Below are 19920 nucleotides of genomic sequence, written 5' to 3'. Positions count from 1 at the left end.
CTCTACCTCATTCCTGGTCGCATAACCTAACGGGTGTCGCCATGGACGATTCATACAAAAAATCTAACTACTATAGATTACCAGGGAGAGTGCTATGAATAAAAAAGCAGTCATATCGATCGTGCTCGTCGTCTGCTTTGCTGGATTATTATTTGGGTACAATGTAACGAGTGAACCGTAACCTGATCATATTACAGAACCTTACTTGTTTATTGAGTATAGCGATCAACCCGGTATGAGACACCCAGTGGATACTGTGCAAAATGAACATCTCCACGAAAAACACCCTATGGGAGTCGTATCTACATACGGCCAGATAAATCCAGATTCTGGTGAAGGAACGTTCTACATCTCCTATTCAACATTCAATGCGCTAGAAGAAGATTTAAATGATGTTCTATCCATATTGGACGAGGAGTTTAAAGACAGCGAATCTTGGTCGTATGAAATTGTCGCTGAGAGTGGAGACTAACGGAATTTAACTTACATGTCGAACCGCTATTCCCAATGAAAATCAGCATTTTCAATTTGCTTGATTAAATTATCATCGGCATCGGTCGCTACATAATTAGTATTCGAGATGAAATATACACCATTTTCATAGATCGTCCACAGAGTAGTTATATTATCTTCGTCGTTTCGAAACACAAATTCATATACAAGATCCCTTCTCGGTTCATCGGTGAGAATGATGTCTACATCACCAATCTGCTGTAGGAAATTGACCAGTTCCCCTTGATTACGTACACGCTTCCCTGAATCCATATCAATTAGTTGCACGTCGTCAAACGGGCCGAATGACTCTTCAATCTCCTGAAGTTCATCTGCGATCGTGCTCTGTCGATTCATATCCCAAAACCAAATATATATCGCTGACGCAATTAACAACACGATGAAACTGGGCGTTGCACGTTTGATAAATCGAATCATTTTACGACCTCCTGCGTCTAAAGATCGATGCATGTGCATAGTGCCAGTCCGCTCCTGCAATATTCTCCAAAATGAACCGCTAATCCTTTAAAATAATCATACGATGTAACGGAACTTCTGAGAAAACAAAAAGGGGCTATCCCATAAGGTCTTAGAATAAACCTAGGGCACAGCCCCTTTTTCTATGAATGAATATCACAACTTGAATCAGTTAAAGGATTCCGGATAGCTAAAACCAGTGTGGGTTATTCATTTCCATTGCAGGCGGATGCTTTCTCTCTGGAGTATAAGGGCGACACCGGTGGCCAAAAGACGGCCACCGTGTTTTCATTAATGAGAAGAAACCGATGAGCTCCTCAGTCTTACGACCATGTCGATGATAATTTGAAATTTGGAAAACCGAAATAGGTCGGGTGGTGTGTATGAGAGGTGTAGAAATTGCTACGATTTTTAGTGCCTTGGCACTTTTACATAGGAAACCTCGGAGTGGCTCCTAGCTATGGTAGGATTTCTTCCATTCCGAAAGCCGATTTAACTAAAATCTTACCATTGTATGTTCTATGGTGAGATTTTCAGTTTCTATGGTAAGGTTCGCAACACCCAGGTGCGGAAAAGAAGAGAAATCTTACCATAGGAGTTTCTATGGTAAGATATTAGCCCAACATCTTGCACGGTACATAGCATAGGGAAATTGGAATCCGTATACTCGTACTTTTGCTTGTTGAACATTTAAAATTCCAATCAACGGTTTTATGGTGGGTTTTCTACATTCGCAACGCCCTAGTTGACCGAATCCTCGTGCGGAATGGGCGGCCTAGTTCCAAAGATTACCGATTGGAATCAGATTCACTCAGAAGTGACCGTTTTGTCACTTTCTGATTCCAATTGATCGGCATCTACTTCCAAACATCCGTTAATGGAACCAGATTTAGCCCTTTAAAGAAAATGAACGGCAATCTAGTTCCAAAACGGCACTCACATTCGTCCACAACGCACCGCCATGAAGATTGAGTCGCACGCCCTGCCCCGAACCCCGATTTGAACACCGAAGATGCTGTCGACGCGAGTCGCGCCGAATCGAGACCGATTTCGGTTCGGTCCCGTTGAGGCCGACTGGTCGTAAGGGGTTAGGTTTAGTCCAATCTGCGCTCCAGTTGGAACAAACTGCACGCAAGTTTTACGAAATAAGCGCTAAAATCACTAAAAAGAGCAAGCTTGATCGCAGAAAGTGAAAACTAGCGCGCGCATTGCGGACCATGCTCTGCCCCACCCGGTATAAACACCATTGGAGTTATTCCACTTTTGTCATAACGGTCCATTCGTATGAAATCACGATGGAACCTCTACATTCTTGTATCCAATAAATGTCTTCCGTTCATTCTATAACCTGTGAGGACTCGTCCGCAGAAGGCACTCCCTTTCATTCCGATCAGTCGGAATGGTCCACAATGACTTGCTCGTCAAAACGGTATACAGAAAGAACATACATGCAAAAATCGGAGTACAGATCATAAGCGATCTGTACTCCGATTTTACTTTAGAGGCTTTTGAGACAACCCCTTTTCTCACATTATCGCTGTTCTTTCCCGACGACAGGAAGAACGGTTTTTGCGATTTGATCGTCAAGATTTTCATAATCGTAGTATTGAATGGTCTCGTACAGATCTGCTCTCGTTTGCATCTCGTCTAAGTGGTCCTTTTGTGTGCCATTTGCATAAATCTCAGCGAATACTCGTTCGTATGCTTTGGCGGCGACTCGCATCGATGTGACCGGATAGATGACCATTGAAAAGCCGAGGTTTTCGAACTGGTCCGCTGTGAAATACGGCGTCTTCCCAAATTCTGTCATATTGGCGAGCAACGGTACCGAAATATGATCCGCGTAATATTTGAAGTCTTCTTCGTTTACGAGGGCTTCTGGGAAGATGGCATCGGCGCCTGCATCGACGTATGCACGAATGCGTTCGAGTGCCTCTTCTTTTCCTTCAACAGCTTTTGCATCCGTTCTAGCGACGACGATTAAGCTCGGTGCAATTTCTTTTAGTGTTTTGATTTTGGCTGCCATGTCTTCTACACTAACGAGTTGCTTGCCGTTTAAATGTCCACACTTCTTCGGCAACGCTTGGTCTTCGATTTGTACAGCAGCAACCCGAGCTTCGACCATTTCTTTAGCCGCTCTTGCGACGTTAATCACACCACCGTAGCCCGTATCAATATCAACCAATACTGGCAAATCGGTTGCGCGAACGAGCTCTTGTGCACGGTCGGCAATTTCATTTGAGTAGATGAAGCCCACGTCCGGGAGCCCTTGGCTCGCCGCGAAAGCTGCACCTGAAAGATACAATGCCTCGAACCCCGTCTTCTTCGCCATGAGCGCACTCATCCCGTCATGAGCACCTGGCATTTGCAAAATCTTTTCTTGTTGGATGAGTGTCTGGAACCGTTCAGACAATTCTTGTTGACTACTATGATTGTTCACAACCCAACTCATGAAAACTCACTCCTATATCGTAAATTTCTCCATAAACTCATGCACGCCGAGCTTCTCAAACGAAGGATCTTGGAAAAGTTGGAAAAGTTCATCCGCTTGCTTTTGTGGGAAGCGGGTGTGAAGTGTATCTTTGTATTTGCTCTCAAGGAACGGAATGCTCTCTTCCCGGCGACGACGATGACCGAGCGGATACTCAATCGCGATGTCTTCTGTTTTCGATCCGTCTTTGAAAATGACTTGAACGGCGTTCGCGATCGAACGTTTCTCTGGATCAAGATAGTCTTTGCTGTATTGCTCGTTTTCGACAGTATACATCTTCTCACGAAGTGCATCAATTTGTGGGTTTGCTGCCACATCATCTTCGTAGTGATCTGCGGTTAGCTCACCATAAATGAGACCGATTGCTGTAATATATTGTAAGGAATGATCACGGTCAGCTGGGTTATGAAGTGGACCGGTTTTATCAATAATCCGGATCGCTGATTCGTGCGTTGTGATTTTCACTTCTTGAATGTCATCAATGCGATCTTTGATCTGAGGGTGAAGCTGTACCGCGGCTTCGGCAGACGTTTGCGCGTGAAACTCTGCTGGGAACGATACTTTAAACAAAATGTTCTCCATCACATAGCTCCCAAATGGACGAGCAATCGTTAATGAATTGCCGCTAAACAATACGTCTTGGAAGCCCCATTTTGGAGCGGTTAGCGCACTCGCATAACCCATTTCACCTTTCATCGTCATCAGTCCTAAACGAACGGCACGGCTCGTGGCATCACCTGCTGCCCATGATTTTCTAGAGCCGGCATTTGGTGCATGACGGTACGTACGTAAGCTGGAATTATCGACCCATGCTTGAGAAACCGCATCAGCAACTTGTGCTTCTGTACCACCGAGCATTGCCGTAGCGACAGCGGTAGACGCTACTTTTACGAGGAGCACGTGGTCCAAACCTTCACGGTTAAAGCTGTTCTCAAGTGCCAATACACCTTGAATTTCATGCGCTTTCACTGTCGCTTTTAGCACATCTTCCATCGTGAGCGGCTCTTCGCCTTTTGCCACTCGCGCGCGGCTAATGTAATCCGCAACAGAAAGAATTGCACCTAAGTTATCCGATGGGTGTCCCCACTCCGCCGCTAGCCACGTATCGTTGTAATCAAGCCAACGAACCATCGTTCCAATGTTGAACGCACCTTGTACAGGGTCTAACTCAAATTGTGTTCCTGGCACGCGAACCCCATTAGGTACTTGTGTTCCTTGTACGATCGGGCCAAGGTGTTTCGTCGCTTCAGGGTAGCGAAGGGAAAGAAACGCACATCCGAGTGAGTCCATGAGCACGAGCTTCGCCGTATCCATCGCCTCTTCACTTGAAATCTCTCCGTTAACGGCATAGTCTGCAATTTGTAACAATACCTCATCTACTAATGGCTTTTCATTTAGTTTAATATCCATTGATTACTCATCCTTTCAATGATTATGGGTGTAAGTTTCTTGGACCTGTATATTTCACACGCGGTCGGTATAGACGATTGTTGTCATGTTGCTCAATGACGTGTGCCCCTAAACCGACGGCACGTGCTGCAAAAAACACGGGTGTGTAGAGAGGGATTGGGATGTTAAGCAAATAATAAACAGGTGCTGCGTAATAATCTAAATTCGGGTACAGCCCTTTTTCCTCACGCAAAATATCTTCCCCACGCTGACACATCTCAACGAGGTCTTCACGGCCTCGCTCTTTTGCAAGTCGTTTTAACGCTTTTTTCATGAGCGTCGCTCTCGGGTCCATCTTCTTCATATACACGCGATGCCCAAATCCCATGATTCGTTCTTTATTCTTTAATTTGTCATAAAGCAGTTTCTCAAAACCTTCAGTCGTATTGCCTTCAAGCAACATGTGCATGACCGCTTCGTTTGCTCCGCCGTGAAGACTTCCTTTAAGTGAAGCAACAGCGCCAGTAAACGCCCCATACATATCGGCTTGTGTTGAAGCAATCACCCGAGCTGTAAACGTGGAGTTCGGCATTTCATGCTCACTGTACACCATAAGAGATTGGTCAAACACTTCTGCCTCAAGCTTTGTCGGCTCTTTTCCGGTAATCATATACAAGAAGTTGCTGCTAAATGGCAAATTCTCTAACGGTTCCACCGGCTCGTTTCCTTCTAGTTTGTGATAGCTATTCGCGACAATAGTAGGAATCTTCGCGAGAAGACGAAGCGACTTCTCCCGGTTCGCATCTGTGGAGCGGTCTTCGAGCTTCTCTTCAAAACCGGCTAAAGCAGAAATTCCAGTACGAAGTGCATCCATCGCATTCGTTTCTTTCGGCAAGTACTCATACAATTTCAAGAAATTGTCAGGAAGTGCATACGACTCCTTTAAAGCGCTTTCAAACTCCAGCCGCTCTTGGTCTGTTGGCAACTTCCCGTTAAACAATAGGTACGCCAGTTCAACATACGTAAGCTTTTCTGATAGCTCAATAAGATCATAGCCTTTAATGACAATCTCTTCTTGTTCTACATCAAGATAAGATACATCGGTTTCTGTTGCGATGACACCGTCTAAACCGGGAATCACTGTTTGTTCCTTCATCGTACTGCACCTCTTTCATCAGAATGAATGTGAAGATGAATTTGTTGCAATCGTCTCTTCAATCGTCTTCAAACTTCTTCGAATATGCGCACGCATGAGATCTTCGACTTCCTTACTGCTTTTCTCTTTAAGAAATTGCAGTATCTCAATGTGTTCTTCCAATGGAGTGTTCAATGCATATGCGGGGTTTTTGTACCCACTAATGCGCCGATACCGGTCCACCTTATTCTCCAATTGTAGAAGAAAGCGTTTGGCCGTATCGTTATGACTACACTCTTGGATAATTCCATGAAACTCTTCGCTGTGTTTTAAGAAATCTTGCGAACGCGCTCTCTCTACCGCTCGTTTCATGAGTTCGATCGTATCTTCCAACCGATACAGATCATCTTGGCTCATCCGCTCGGATGCTTCCTTTGCGACGAGACCTTCCATCATCTCACGAACGACAAACACTTCTCTCGCCTCTTCAAGCGTAACAGGGGTCACAATCATCCGTCCATTTGCTTGTTTATTCACCAAACCTTCAAGCTCTAGTCGGTACAATGCCTGCCTTAACGGCGTTCTGCTAATCTCTAGATCTTTCGCCAGTTGGTCTTCCAATAGATGCTCTGCTGGTTGATACTGGAGTTCAATAATTCGTTCTTTCAACACTTCATAAGCATAATCAGCAGCAGATAAACGCTTAGATGTTTTTTTCACAGCCGATGCTCCTTTGTGTACAACCACCTCAGTTCACTTGCTGAAGTATTATAATATAATTGTATACAAATTTAATTTTCTGTCAACATCTCTTTTCTTCTGTAAAGCACTACAAAAATTCGAGCTTTTCAGCTAAAATTGTACTAACCTTGTTTGTCGATGCTTCGTTACATGTTCAGAAAACTTCAACAACGAAAAGGCGTACATAACAAGAAATCCATTGAACAGACGTAGAAAGGATGTATCCTCATGAGTAAAGACAAAGATTTACGCATCCGCTCCCGCATTATTAGCGAAAGTCCGAATCGTGCGCCCAATCGCGCCATGCTAAGAGCGGTAGGATTTAAAGATGAAGACTTTAAAAAGCCGATGATTGGCGTGGCAAGCGCATGGAGTGAAGTCACTCCTTGTAATGTACATTTGGATAAACTCGCCATTTCTGCGAAGAGTGGTGCTGAGAATGGCGGTGCTCCGCTCATTTTCAATACGATAACAACATCTGATGGAATTGGCATGGGACACGAGGCATGTTCTTCTCCCTGCCAAGTCGTGAGGTAATTGCCGACTCCATTGAAACGGTCATGAATGCAGAGCGTCTAGACGGCCTCGTTGCCATTGGCAGCTGTGACAAAAACACCCCCGCTTGTTTGATGGCGATGGGTCGCATTAATGTCCCTTCCGTGTACGTGTACGGAGGAACGATTCAACCTGGGAAGCTGCACGGTAAAGACGTGGATATTGTGTCTGCATTTGAAGCGGTCGGCCAACATCAAGTCGGAAAGATTACCGATGAAGAGTTGCATGAAGTCGAGTGCAGTGCGTGTCCAGGTGCAGGTGCATGTGGTGGGATGTACACGGCGAACACGATGGCCTCAGCCGTTGAAGCGATGGGCATGTCCCTCCCTGGTTCTTCCTCTACCCCTGCCATTGCAGGAGCGAAAGAAGACGAAGCAAAACGTGCCGGCGAAGCGGTAAACTTGTTATTAGAAAAAGGCATTTACCCACGGGACATTATGACGAAAGAAGCGTTTGAAAATGCGATTACAGTCGTCATGGCACTCGGTGGTTCTACGAATGCCTTCCTTCATCTCATTGCGATGGCACATGCGTCGATGTGGACCTTGATTATGACGACTTTGAGCGTGTGCGTCAAAACGTTCCTCACATTGCCGATTTAAAACCGAGCGGTCGCTACGTCATGCAAGATTTGAATAACGTCGGCGGAGTTCCAGCGGTCATGAAGCTGTTGCTTGAAGCGGGTCTCTTGCACGGAGACTGCATGACTGTCACTGGAAAGACGTTGGCAGACAACTTAGCCGAAGCCGAGGCACTGCATGACGGGCAAGACGTCATTATGCCTCTCTCTAATCCGAAGAAGAAAACCGGTCCCCTCGTCGTCTTAAAAGGAAACCTCGCACCCGAAGGTGCGGTTGCGAAAATGTCGGGACAATCCATTACACGCTTCCAAGGACCTGCTAAAGTCTTTAATAACGAAGACAAAGCGACAGAAGCGGTCATGAACAATGAAATCGAAGCTGGAGATGTACTCGTCATTCGCTACGTTGGACCAAAAGGTGGTCCAGGAATGCCTGAAATGCTTTCCCTTACCGCTATGCTTGTTGGAAAAGGACTTGGTGGGAAAGTCGCTCTCCTTACCGATGGCCGTTTCTCCGGTGGGTCCCACGGCTTTGTTATTGGTCATGTGGCACCTGAAGCGCAAGTCGGTGGCCCAATCGGGCTACTAGAAAACGGTGACACGATCACGATTGATAGTGATGAATACCTTTTGCAAATGGAAGTAGACGAAAAAGAACTAGAAACGAGAAGAAGGAACTGGAAAGCACCAGAACTTCGCTACAAAACAGGCGTGCTCGCCAAATACGCCGCGCTCGTTTCCACTGCTTCCAAGGGGGCAATTACTGACGACTTTTCAAAATAACCGATAGAGTAAAATGGCCAACTGGTCATTTTACTCTTTTTCTCTACACGATTTATTCATATTGATTATTGTTTAAATATATTATATTGTGAATATTATACTAGGAGGAGGGCTTCATATGTTTAAGAAATATGCATCAACTTTTGCACTTGCTAGTGCGGCGCTAATTGTAAGCGCTTGCGGGAACGGCGATGACTCTGCTGACGGAGATGTCGATGACCTATTCGTAACCATAGCAGCTGGTGGGACATCCGGTGTTTACTATCCGATTGCTGGAGCAATGGCAAGTGTTTATGAAAACGCTGGACACGATGTTTCCGTTCAAGCAACTGGGGCTTCTGTTGAAAATGTTAACTTATTGCAAAGTGATCAAGCGGAATTAGCAATTGTGATGGCCGACACCGTAGAACAGGCATATGAGGGATTCGGTGCCTACGATGGTGAAGATCCACAAGACAACCTCGTCGCCATCGCTGGTTTGTACCCAAATGTTGTACAAGTCATCACGACGACAAATTCTGGCATTGACACGTTTGCTGACCTTGAAGGTCAACGAGTCGCTGTTGGGGATGCAAACTCCGGTGTAGAATTAAATGCGAGAATGATGTTTGAAGCGCATGACATGACGTATGATGACATTTCTGCGGATTATTTGCCTTACGGTGAAGCCATAGATCAAATGCGTAATGGGATGCTCGACGCTGCTTTCGTCACAAGTGGTGTGCCAAACTCTGCCGCGATGGATCTTGCAAGTACCCATGACGTTACCGTCGTTCCAATTGAAGATGACGCCATGGCTTACCTTCAAGACAACTACCCATTCTTTATTGAAGATACTGTACCCGCAGGTACGTATGATAACGAAGAAGACATTCAAACACCGTCAATTACGAACCTACTTATTCCTAACCCTGAACTTTCAGAAGATGAAGTTTATGAATTGACGCAACTTTTTTACGAAAATTTAGAACAAATTAAAAGTTCCCATGATGCAGCCCAAGATATTGAGATCGAAAACTTCCAAGAAGGGGTTAACATCCCATTACATCCAGGTGCAGAACGATACTTCCAAGAAGAAGGTTTGCTTGATTAACGTCAAACGTCCACTTATCATCGTCTCGTTGGTCGTTGTACTTTTTAGTGGGGTCGGTATGTTTCTTTTCACAAATAATAGTACCCTCACTTTATATCACCCGCGTACCGATGAGGTGTTTATGGAATTTCCCGTTCAACCTGGAGACGAATTCACGTTACGTTGGATTCATTCCGTAGAGAAAACCCCATGGGAAGAAACATTGCTCGTAAAAACGGATGGCTCCTTCTCATTAACCGAATCACGTTTTCAATCGTACGGTGCAGGCACGGCTGCATACGGTCGTGGTGATACGCGTGTTGAAGACGGATATATCGTAACAACCCATACTGAGGAGGATACGTACGAAACATACAATTGGTACCATTCTCACGATGCGCAATTTGCTTTGCACAAAAACGGTTCGTCCATTGTTCACTGGGCGGACCTTCCTCATCACCAACCGATTGAAATGGCAATTGAAGCTAAAGGAACGAGGTGACGTACGATTGACAAGCACTTTTAAAGAACAACCACTTGACGATCAGCAACAAGAAATTCTCGAGAAGTATGATACTGAATCAAGATTTCGAAGTTTTAAAAACAAATGGCTCGTCCTAATCGTGACCATTATTGCTGTAACTTTCTCTCTCTATCACCTTATTACCGCTTTTACAGGACACCAGTATACGTACTTGTCCACCGCGCCCTTCACGTTTCAGCGGTGCTTGTACTTATCTTTTTGTTATTTCCAGCAACAAAAAAAGCAAGTCGCAAAGCTTGCCGTGGTATGATTTGTTACTCGCACTCTTGTCGTTTCCTTCGACCATTTATTTATTTGTGAACTATACCGAAATTGTAACAAGGGGCGGGCTGCCAACAACGACCGATGTGATCTTTGGCACGCTATTAATCGCTCTCGTCTTTGAAGCTGGCCGACGTGTCACCGGCTGGGCATTGCCTATTCTTGCCTTTCTATTTGTCCTGTACGCACTGTTCGGTAGAGATTTGCCAGGGATATTCAGACATAGAGGGTATGATTGGGACGCGATTTCCAATCAGCTGTTTACGACGACCGAAGGCATACTCGGAACAGCAATTGGTGTTTCTGCTACTTATATTGTACTGTTCATCTTGTTCGGCGCATTTCTAGCCAAGACAGGCATGGGACAGCTATTTAACGACTTGGCACTCGCACTTACTGGGCACGCAAAAGGAGGCCCAGCAAAAGTTTCTGTCGTTGCAAGTGGGTTTTTAGGCAGCATTAACGGCTCGGCAATTGCAAACGTCGTTACAACCGGGGCATTCACCATTCCCCTTATGAAAAAAATCGGCTATAACAAGAACTTTGCAGGTGCAGTCGAGTCTTCCGCATCGGTCGGTGGGCAAATTCTGCCGCCGGTCATGGGGGCTGCTGCCTTTATTATGGCCGAAACCCTTGGTGTTCCGTACACCGATATCGTATTAATTGCGATATTGCCAGCACTCCTTTTTTACATTGGGATTCTTACACAAGTTCACATTCGGGCGACGAAACTGAATTTATCAGGAATTCCTCGTAGTGAACTGCCGCGTGTCATCGACGTGTTAAAAGAGCGCGGACACCTCTTACTGCCGATCATCTTTCTAATCTACATGCTCTTCTTTAGCGGAACGACTGTCATCTTTTCAGCAGCATGGACGATTATCGTCACAATTATTGTGAGCTTCTTCAGAAAATCGACGCGCATGAGTGTAAAAGACTTTATTGATGCGCTCGAAAACGGGGCACGCACCACGGTATCCGTCGCAATCGCTTGTGCTACGGTTGGCATTATTGTTGGGATTGCTACCATCACTGGGTTCGGGTTAAACCTTGCCAATGCCATTGTATCCATTGGTGGAGAAAGTCTATTCTTAACACTTCTCTTTACAATGATCGCATGTATTGTGTTAGGGATGGGGATGCCAAGTATACCTGCGTATATTATTACCGCAACGATGGCCGCCCCAGCACTCGTACAACTAGGCATTCCTCCAATTGTTGCTCACATGTTCGTGTTCTACTTTGGAATTTTTGCAAATATCACGCCACCGGTTGCTCTTGCCGCATTTGCAGCCGCCGGACTTTCTGGAGGCAGTCCAATGCGGACCGGGTTTATGGCAATGAAACTCGCAATTGCAGGGTTTATCGTTCCGTTCATGTTTGTGTATAACAACGAAATCCTCATGATCGGTACGACATTTATGGAATCCTTCGGGGTTATTATTACGTCTGTTATCGGAGTGGTTATGCTTGGCATTGCAGCAGAAGGTTATTTACTCGGTCGATTGAATGTTCTGTTCCGACTGATCATGGCAGGTGGGTCGTTGCTGTTTTTACATCCAGCGCTTATGACAGACGCAATTGCTGTCGTAATCCTCTTAGCCATCTTGCTTCTTCAATGGCTCATCAGATCAAAAAAGAAGCCACCACACACTGCAGAAGTTTAAAACACAAAAGCCCGCCTGTCAAGATGACAGCGGGCTTGTAATATGCGTCTTAGGATTCCGTATAATACGTAAAACCAATCGCACCTTCTCCAGTGTGGGTACTTATGACTGGAGTAGTCGTCTGAATCGACACGGAATGCTCTTTTAATTTATCGCGGAGTTTATGGGCAAGTTCCAGACCGTTTGCGTGTGAGATGCTAACGCCTTTTACTTTTTTGCCTTCGGTATCTTTGTTGAAGTGAGAGAGCAACGTTTGTACTACTTGCGCTTGTGTTCTTGCCTTTGTTACTGGCGTATACACTCCGTCTTCTAATGCAGCAATAGCTTTAATTTCAAGAGAGAGCCAATCCAAGCTTTCCCTCTTCCAATTCTTCCGCCTTTTAAAAGATTCTCAAGAGTGCTTACAACAACGAATAACTTCGAGTTATTTCTAATCTCTTCAATTCTCGCAACAATTTGTTGCAATGGTTTACCTTCTTTAGCAAGCTTCGCTGCCTCAACGACTTGAAACCCGAGTGCACTTGCAATATACGTCGAATCGATTACCTTTACATCAGCATTTGCCTGTTCGGCAGCCATGCTCGCTGCCCGGTACGTCCCACTCATGCCTGATGTCATATGAATCGACAAGATTTGACTGCCGTCTGCGGCTAGTTCTTCGTATTTGTTTATAAATTCACCGATTGACGGCTGTGAGGTTTTTGGTAGCTGTTCTGCTTTTGCCATCATCGGCAAAAAATCCTCTGGACTTAAATCTACCCCGTCAACAAAGGTTTGGTCATCAATATGAATGGTTAAAGGCACAACCGTAATCTTAAGCTCATCAATGATCTCCTTAGGAAGATCCGTTGTTGAGTCTGTCACAATTTTAATGTTTGTCATTCCTTCCACTCCTACCCTTTAGGACTACTTTCCTTAGTGTAACAGTAACAGGAGAATAGCGGAATATAAATGAGAAAAAAAGACTTGAGAACATGCAGATGTTCTCAAGTCTTTTCCATTATTTAGTGTTCACAATGACCCTATCATCTTCCACCGTAACGACAAGTTGGCTGTAATCTTCGGTGTTTAACATTAAGTCGGCAATACCGTCTTCGACATATTCCTCAATCACTCTTCGAAGAGGTCTTGCACCAAACGCTGGATCGTAGCCGATATTAACGATTTTTTCTTTCGCTTCTTTCATAACCTCTATACGAATCCCTTGTTCACTTGCGGACGCAATAACATCTTCAAGCATCAAATCGACAATGGAAACGAGATCTTTCTTCTGAAGATCGTTGAATTGGACGATTGCATCAAAACGGTTTAAGAACTCCGGTTTAAAATAATCTTTTAGGCCGTTGATTAACTGTTCATCGCCTTTCACATCATCTGCACCGAAGCCTACCGTCGGTGTTTTTACACCGGTACCTGCATTTGTCGTCATAATAATGACCGTATCTTTAAAACTAACGGTTCTACCTTTAGAATCGGTAAGACGACCGTCTTCCATGATTTGAAGGAACATGTGTTGAATGTCTGGATGAGCCTTCTCAATCTCGTCTAAAAGGATGATGCTGTATGGTTTTCTCCGCACGCGCTCTGTCAGCTGTCCAGCTTCCTCATAACCAACATAGCCAGGTGGTGAACCGATGAGTTTAGATGCGGCATGCTTCTCCATGTATTCGCTCATATCAAAGCGAATCATCGCATCTTTTTCTCCAAACAACTCGACAGCAATCTGTTTCGTCAGCTCCGTTTTGCCGACACCTGTCGGTCCAGCAAATAAGAATGAACCAATCGGACGTGTGCCTCGTCGTAAACCGGCTCGGTTTCGACGAATCGCTTTAGATACTTTGCTAACTGCTTGATCTTGCCCGATAACATTTGCATTCAGCCTATCCGGCAAATCTCTCATCTTTTGCTGTTCATCCGCTTGCAAGCGACGTACAGGGATGCCAGTTTTTGCTTCAATAAGCTGTTGAATGTCTTCGATATCAACAACTGCTTGTTGCCTAATACCTTCAGCTTTTGACTGTTGTTTGTCAATCAGTTGCAATTCTTCAGTGCGAAGCTCTGCTGCACGCTCATAATTCTCATCCGAAGTTGCTTGTTCTTTTTCTTTACGAATGTCTTCGAGACGCTCGGTAATATCGTCTGTGCTTAACTCGGATGTTTTCAGGTTCATCTTCGCACCAGACTCATCCATCAAGTCAATCGCTTTGTCTGGCAGAAAACGATCTTGAATATAGCGATCAGACAACATGACAGTGGCTTCAATTGCCTCAGGCGTATACGTCACTTCATGGTACTTTTCATAATAAGGCTTTAACCCGTTTAGAATTTTCAAGCTGTCTTCTCTTGTTGGCTCATCAACTATCACCGGCTGGAAACGTCGTTCAAGTGCAGCATCCTTTTCAATTTTGCGGTACTCATTAAGTGTCGTAGCGCCAATTAACTGCATTTCACCGCGAGCGAGCGCTGGTTTAAGGATGTTCCCTGCATCTGAAGAACCTTCTGCAGAACCTGCTCCAACGATTTGATGAATCTCGTCAATGAACAAAATGACGTCATCTCGCATTTTCATTTCTTGAATAAGTTGTTTCATCCGTTCTTCAAATTGTCCACGGACGCCTGTTCCAGCCACAAGCGATGTGACATCCAATAGATAAATCTGTTTATTTTTTAGCTTCTTCGGAACATCTTCGTTAACGATTCGAAGGGCTAGACCTTCCGCAATCGCTGTTTTCCCTACGCCAGGCTCACCGATGAGTACTGGGTTGTTTTTATTTCTCCGATTTAATGTTTCAATGACTCGCTCAACCTCATGATCTCGACCAATCACAGGATCAATCTGTCCATTTAAAGCGTCCGTTGTGAGGTTTTTCCCTAATTCATCTAATAAACCGCCACCTTGTTTCTCGTCTGTTGCTTCAGCACGAACGTGGTGATTAGTCGTATCACCATTCATGAAATTCATTGGAGAGGCACCTTGCCCTGAAGGTTGATGCATCTGATTTCGCAAATCTTGATAACAAGATTGGCAAAGACTCATTTTTCGTTGATTTCCATTAATGTTCATGCGCAATTGTACACGCGCTTGATTCGTTTGACAGTGATCACATCTCATCATTATCCTTCACTCTCCTTTGTGTATATCGATAATCTAATATTGACTTTGACTATATTTAACCTTTCCGTACTCCTATTATAATTTGACTATCTTTGACTTTCAAGTGTTTTTTTAATTTTATTTGAGAGAAAGGAACAATAATGAACGAAATGGATCATTATTACAACTGCAATTCTAATTCAAAAAAAGATGAAAATGCGTAGAAATAAGGAAGTTTCAATAGTACATACAAAAAAAGTTGTTCCACGGGGACTAATCCCTCGTGGAACAACTTTCAGCAATTATTCAGCGTCTTCTTCATCTTCTTCAGAATCTTCATCTGCATCTTCTTCAGAGTCTTCATCGTGCAACTCTTCTTCATGCTCAGCACCTGATTCTACATCTTCATCGTTCTTCAAATCAGCATCTTCGTTTTGGAAGTTTCCTGCAAGAACATCGTCAAGATTAAGTTGTACGAGACGGTCGTCGTTATCATGTCCGCTTGCACGACCATCCGTGTTGTGAGTAAGGAGGTACATTGAATCATCTGTAATCATTACGTCACGTACACGATCAAAGCCTGATACGATTTGCGTGATCTCACCTGTTTCAATGTTGTATTCGTTAACACCTAAACCTGCAAGTGCAGTAAAGTACAAGTTTCCATCAAGATAATCTACACCAGATGGTGCCAAGTGTTTTTACCAGCGTGAGCGAGTGGTGATTCCATGCCTTCTTCTTCACCGTCACCCCAGATTACTGGCCAACCGTAGTTGTTTCCACCTTCAATGATGTTTAACTCATCGTGACCTGTTGGTCCGTGCTCAGTCGCATACATCGTGCCATCCTCGCCCCAAGTTAGACCTTGCGGGTTACGGTGACCGTACGTATACACGTGAGAATCTTCTTCAAGGTTGCCTTCTGGTACTGAACCATCAAGGTTCATACGAAGAATTGAACCCGCATAGCTGTCTTCGTCTTGAGCAATCATCGCGCTTCAGTATCGCCTTCTTGACCGTGAATCTCATCGACGTCCCCAACACCTACGTAAAGAAGATCGTCTGGGCCAATAGCGATACGGCCACCACTGTGGATCCTGAATCCAGGGATTTCGTCAAGCAGTACGTCTTCTTCAGTCCATACGCCTTCTTCTTCATCAAAAGCGACGCGAGCAACTTTGTTGAAAGCCTCATCTTCATCACCATACGTGTAATAGATGAATGCTTCATTTGTTTCGTCAAAGTCTGGTGCTAGTGCCATACCCATGAGACCCGCTTCAATCTCTGTGTATAGCTCATCGCTGAATTCAACAGGGTAGCTTTCCTGAGCGTCTTCAGTGACATGAACGATTTCACCAGTGCTTCTTTCAGTGATGTAGAAAGTGCCGTCATTTTCTTCGATGTTCCAAGGTGTTTCTAGATCTTCTGCAAGAACCGTTACACCCTCGTCATTCTCATCTAAGACTGTGCTGCCTTCTTCATCATCACCTTCGTCATCGTCCATGTCTTCTGTTTCTTCTACAGTGTCTTGATCACTGTCATCTTGTGGCTCATCAGCTGTACCTTCATCATCGGTACCACAAGCTGTGAGTAACAAAAGAAAGCTGCTTGCTACTAACCATTTCTTCATCGTGCTTTACCCCTTTTCTGTACGTCTATGTTGGATTAGCTCGACAATTAATGTACACAGATAATACTATATTTATGCGTGAAATTGTATGGTAAACATCCGTTTATCTTAGAACTAAATACGCGAATTTTCGTCATCTGCTATGCACATTAAAACGTCGACCCAAGCATATATTGCCCGAACTTGAGTCGAAAGTCAATCATTTGTACCTGCCACTTTAATATAGCGAATTCAACTAATAATCTAATCATTGTAGCATATTTTCACTTTGTAAATTATTGTGACTTTCATTGTATTGTGAACCTATTTTCATTCTTTATATTTACCATTCTAATTTTAAAACTCCTTAATTATTCGTTATTTGATGATAAAACGTTTTTGCTCGGTTACTACGATAAACACTTTCACGATGGCACTGCCTGTCAAAACGAGACTCAAATAAATGGCTTGATAATCTACAGGAACGAACAATATTGGCAACAAAAAGAGTGCCGCTCCAACGAAAACAATCCCTACTTTGCGACTAATCACGCGAACATCTCGTTCTTTTATTAGCGCGGCTCTTCTTGGCCAAGAGTAATTACGATCGAGAATCGGAAGCAAGTTTCCAATCATCATATACAACCAAGCGACAAGAATCCCAATTATTGCAATTGGATTAGTGACGATTGCATATGCAAATAAAGTAATGACGATTTGAACACCTACTATGAAAAATGCAACTTGATTGAGAATATGCGTAAACATTTTCTCATGCTTACCTTTTATTTGCTTTGTTATAATAATATTTAGCACACTTAAAACCGCAATGATTGCTGGAAAGATGACCGCAACACCAAACTGATGAATCCAAACCGGCTCCCCAGTAAACATTGTGCCAACATGTTGTACACTTTCCCCAAATACAACGACGACTGTCATGACTATGACTGAACTTGCTAGCCATAAAAAACCCCACACTCTACTCATTTTTCCTCCCCTTTACTCATTTTTTGCAACCAAAGCATTGCTTCTTGCAACAACGTCATATTCAAGGAGTAGATAACATACTGCCCCTTTTTCTCCCGATAGACGAGGTTGGCTCCATGAAGAATGTTTAAGTGGTTTGTAATGCTTGGCTTGGACATGTTAAATACGGCTGCGAATTCTCCAGCAGAATGATTACGTTCTCTCAACATTTCAATCATTTGCCGTCTCGTATCGTCAGCCAAAGCTTTAAAAATTGCTGTTGGGTTCACTGTGCAACTCCGCCTTATTTAATTAGTTAATTATCTAATTATACACATCATACTTGTACTTAATCACAAATGCAACAAAAAGACGCAGATTTCATTTATCAGCAGATCTGCGCCTGACCTTGTACATGCTTATTTATAATTTGTTAGCAAGTACTCTAAACTATTCATCCAGTTTTCTTGAATTTGCTGAACGGCTACCGATTCATTCTTTTGTTGTATCGCTTCAATCATTCGTTCGTGCTCTTGATACGATTTTTCTTTTGGTGAATGATCATTAAAATAATGGTACTCAACCCGTACAATCTTATCTCTTAGCGGGGTTAAAATCTTAATTAATGTGTCGTTTTTTGCAATGTGCACAATCGCGCCGTGAAATGCCAAGTCAGCTTCCAGCGCTTCAATGGATTGTTTACGCTGAAGCGCTCGCTCATAATCAGCATTTAAATCAATAAGCGTTTTGATGTCTGTTTGATTGCAATGCTTCACTATTTCTCGAACAGCTAACGCTTCTAGCGATGCAACGATCGTATAGGCTTCCCTTACTTCTTCAAGGTCAATTGGCGCAACCATCGTGTAACTATTTGGCTTGCTTACAATAAAAGCTTCATCTTCTAAGCGCAATATTGCTTCCCTCACAGGGGTGCGACTAATGCCGAGTAATTCTGAGAGCTCGGCGTCACGAACCCGCCTTTCAGGTGCCAAGTCTCCAGTAATAATTGCCTGTTTAATCATTTCATACGCATGCAAACGCATCGAGCTTCGTTCAATTTTTTTCATAAGACCACCTTTACAGCACATATATTAATATGTAATATATCAATTATACTCTAAAAATTCAAGATTTCAGGTGATACGATGAGTGCAAAAACGATTAATGGGTTGCTGTTGTTCACAATTATTTGTATTTCATTGTCAGCTATCTTTGTACGGCTTTCTGATGCGCCTTCTACCGTGATGGTAATGTATCGGATGCTTCTCGGTAGCATGCTCATTATCCCGTTTGTCTTCAAAGAGCGGCACAGTTTCACAAAAATATCGGGCATGGACTGGTTGAGATTGTCATTTGCCGGCCTGTTCCTTGCAGGTCATTTTGGTTTATGGTTTGAATCTTTGAATCATACGACAGTAGCTAGTTCAACACTCATCTTATGTTTACAGCCTGCAATCGCCCTCATTGGCGGCCTCTTATTCTTTAAAGAACGAATCCATAAATCGACGATCGTTACATTAAGCATCGCCTTCATTGGCGTCATCATTGTTGCAGGTGGCAATGTGAACCTTGGACCTGGTGTGATGTACGGAAATTTATTGTCTTTCTTAAGTGTGTTTTCGGTCGTTTTGTATTTACTTATCGGACAACGAACGGTAAAATCCGTAAATCACTGGGTTTACAGCTTTATCGTCTTCATGTTTGCCGCACTGTTTATGGTTGGTTTTAACCTTGTACAAAATGTTCCGTTTACCGGATATACAAGTCATGATTGGCTCATCTTTTTGTTGCTCGCTATCTTTCCAACAGGTGCCCATTTAATCTACAATTTGTTGCTTAACTACGTAAACACAACGACGGTGTCCATTAGCACACTCGGTGAGCCAATTGGTGCATCGACACTGGCCGCCATCTTCCTCGGCGAAATGTTCACTACCGTTGAGCTGATCGGAGGGGTTCTAATCATCACTGGCATATATCTCTTTCTCCGAAGTCAGAGTAGCATGTACAAAATCAAAGAGCCAAGCTAGCCTTTTGCTTATGAAGATCAACGCACACTACG

At 43.9% G+C, this 19920-nt stretch carries 18 protein-coding genes and 2 pseudogenes; 7 read left to right on the top strand and 13 right to left on the bottom strand.

What is annotated here, in order from left to right; genetic code table 11:
- Positions 1–247 precede the first annotated feature (247 nt).
- Positions 248–472, top strand: coding sequence for a hypothetical protein (locus tag JCM19039_RS14600; RefSeq protein WP_042428460.1), 225 nt, complete (start codon positions 248–250; stop codon positions 470–472).
- A 26-nt stretch (positions 473–498) separates the two neighbouring features.
- Here JCM19039_RS14600 and JCM19039_RS14595 read toward each other — a convergent pair whose 3' ends face one another.
- The 5 genes from JCM19039_RS14595 to JCM19039_RS14575 form a co-directional block, all read right to left on the bottom strand.
- Positions 499–930: a hypothetical protein gene (locus JCM19039_RS14595; protein WP_042428457.1), complete on the bottom strand. Its 432-nt coding sequence runs from the start codon at positions 928–930 to the stop codon at positions 499–501.
- Positions 931–2500: 1570 nt separating this feature from the next.
- Positions 2501–3421, bottom strand: coding sequence for a methylisocitrate lyase (gene prpB / locus JCM19039_RS14590; protein WP_042428453.1), 921 nt, complete (start codon positions 3419–3421; stop codon positions 2501–2503).
- 12 nt (positions 3422–3433) lie between these two features.
- On the bottom strand, positions 3434–4870 hold the full coding sequence (locus JCM19039_RS14585) for a bifunctional 2-methylcitrate dehydratase/aconitate hydratase (protein WP_042428450.1): 1437 nt from the start codon (positions 4868–4870) through the stop codon (positions 3434–3436).
- Between the two features lie 22 nt (positions 4871–4892).
- Positions 4893–6005, bottom strand: coding sequence for a citrate synthase (mmgD, locus tag JCM19039_RS14580; protein ID WP_042428447.1), 1113 nt, complete (start codon positions 6003–6005; stop codon positions 4893–4895).
- An 18-nt stretch (positions 6006–6023) separates the two neighbouring features.
- Positions 6024–6704: a GntR family transcriptional regulator gene (locus tag JCM19039_RS14575; protein ID WP_042400257.1), complete on the bottom strand. Its 681-nt coding sequence runs from the start codon at positions 6702–6704 to the stop codon at positions 6024–6026.
- Positions 6705–7028: 324 nt separating this feature from the next.
- On the opposite strand from JCM19039_RS14575, the pseudogene ilvD reads away from it, so the two are divergent.
- From ilvD to JCM19039_RS14555, 5 genes and pseudogenes are all read left to right on the top strand, one after another.
- Positions 7029–8643, top strand: a pseudogene (gene ilvD, locus JCM19039_RS14570) (dihydroxy-acid dehydratase).
- Positions 8644–8761: 118 nt separating this feature from the next.
- Positions 8762–9736, top strand: coding sequence for a TAXI family TRAP transporter solute-binding subunit (locus JCM19039_RS14565; RefSeq protein ID WP_042428442.1), 975 nt, complete (start codon positions 8762–8764; stop codon positions 9734–9736).
- Complete coding sequence (locus JCM19039_RS22335) at positions 9729–10217, top strand: DUF1850 domain-containing protein (protein ID WP_052398839.1); 489 nt, start codon at positions 9729–9731, stop codon at positions 10215–10217. Before JCM19039_RS14565 ends, JCM19039_RS22335 begins: the two co-directional genes overlap by 8 nt.
- Before the next feature lie 7 nt (positions 10218–10224).
- Positions 10225–10509 carry a hypothetical protein gene (locus tag JCM19039_RS25745; RefSeq protein ID WP_238545074.1) on the top strand — a complete coding sequence of 95 codons (285 nt, stop codon included), beginning with the start codon at positions 10225–10227 and terminating at the stop codon, positions 10507–10509.
- Positions 10496–12187 carry a TRAP transporter permease gene (locus JCM19039_RS14555; protein ID WP_238545073.1) on the top strand — a complete coding sequence of 564 codons (1692 nt, stop codon included), beginning with the start codon at positions 10496–10498 and terminating at the stop codon, positions 12185–12187. The genes JCM19039_RS25745 and JCM19039_RS14555 overlap by 14 nt, the downstream gene beginning before the upstream one ends.
- Before the next feature lie 49 nt (positions 12188–12236).
- On the opposite strand, the pseudogene JCM19039_RS14550 reads toward JCM19039_RS14555, so the two are convergent.
- From JCM19039_RS14550 to JCM19039_RS14525, 8 genes and pseudogenes are all read right to left on the bottom strand, one after another.
- Positions 12237–13069, bottom strand: a pseudogene (locus JCM19039_RS14550) (DegV family protein).
- Positions 13070–13187: 118 nt separating this feature from the next.
- Positions 13188–15299, bottom strand: coding sequence for an ATP-dependent Clp protease ATP-binding subunit (locus tag JCM19039_RS14545; RefSeq protein ID WP_042428629.1), 2112 nt, complete (start codon positions 15297–15299; stop codon positions 13188–13190).
- Between the two features lie 284 nt (positions 15300–15583).
- Entirely contained in the window at positions 15584–15976 is a 393-nt protein-coding gene (locus JCM19039_RS22330) for a hypothetical protein (RefSeq protein WP_052363744.1), read from the bottom strand.
- Positions 15958–16272 (bottom strand): sorbosone dehydrogenase family protein, encoded by a 315-nt coding sequence (locus JCM19039_RS26635; protein WP_052398838.1) that lies wholly within the window; start codon positions 16270–16272, stop codon positions 15958–15960. The genes JCM19039_RS22330 and JCM19039_RS26635 overlap by 19 nt, the downstream gene beginning before the upstream one ends.
- On the bottom strand, positions 16269–16910 hold the full coding sequence (locus tag JCM19039_RS26630; RefSeq protein ID WP_052398837.1) for a sorbosone dehydrogenase family protein: 642 nt from the start codon (positions 16908–16910) through the stop codon (positions 16269–16271). Before JCM19039_RS26630 ends, JCM19039_RS26635 begins: the two co-directional genes overlap by 4 nt.
- 357 nt (positions 16911–17267) lie before the next feature.
- Entirely contained in the window at positions 17268–17879 is a 612-nt protein-coding gene (locus tag JCM19039_RS14535; protein WP_042428439.1) for a hypothetical protein, read from the bottom strand.
- Entirely contained in the window at positions 17876–18148 is a 273-nt protein-coding gene (locus JCM19039_RS14530) for an autorepressor SdpR family transcription factor (RefSeq protein WP_081834549.1), read from the bottom strand. Before JCM19039_RS14530 ends, JCM19039_RS14535 begins: the two co-directional genes overlap by 4 nt.
- 129 nt (positions 18149–18277) lie before the next feature.
- The gene (locus JCM19039_RS14525) at positions 18278–18925 is read right to left on the bottom strand and encodes a GntR family transcriptional regulator (protein WP_042428436.1); all 648 of its coding nucleotides are present in this window, start codon (positions 18923–18925) and stop codon (positions 18278–18280) included.
- Positions 18926–19003: 78 nt separating this feature from the next.
- Between JCM19039_RS14525 and JCM19039_RS14520 the strand changes: the two genes are divergently transcribed.
- Positions 19004–19888: a DMT family transporter gene (locus JCM19039_RS14520; RefSeq protein WP_042428433.1), complete on the top strand. Its 885-nt coding sequence runs from the start codon at positions 19004–19006 to the stop codon at positions 19886–19888.
- The last annotated feature ends 32 nt before the right edge of the window (positions 19889–19920 follow it).

Origin of the sequence: Geomicrobium sp. JCM 19039, assembly GCF_000698145.1 — a bacterium.
GTDB lineage: Bacteria > Bacillota > Bacilli > Bacillales > Marinococcaceae > Geomicrobium_A.
This window is presented reverse-complemented; position numbering and strand designations above follow the sequence as displayed.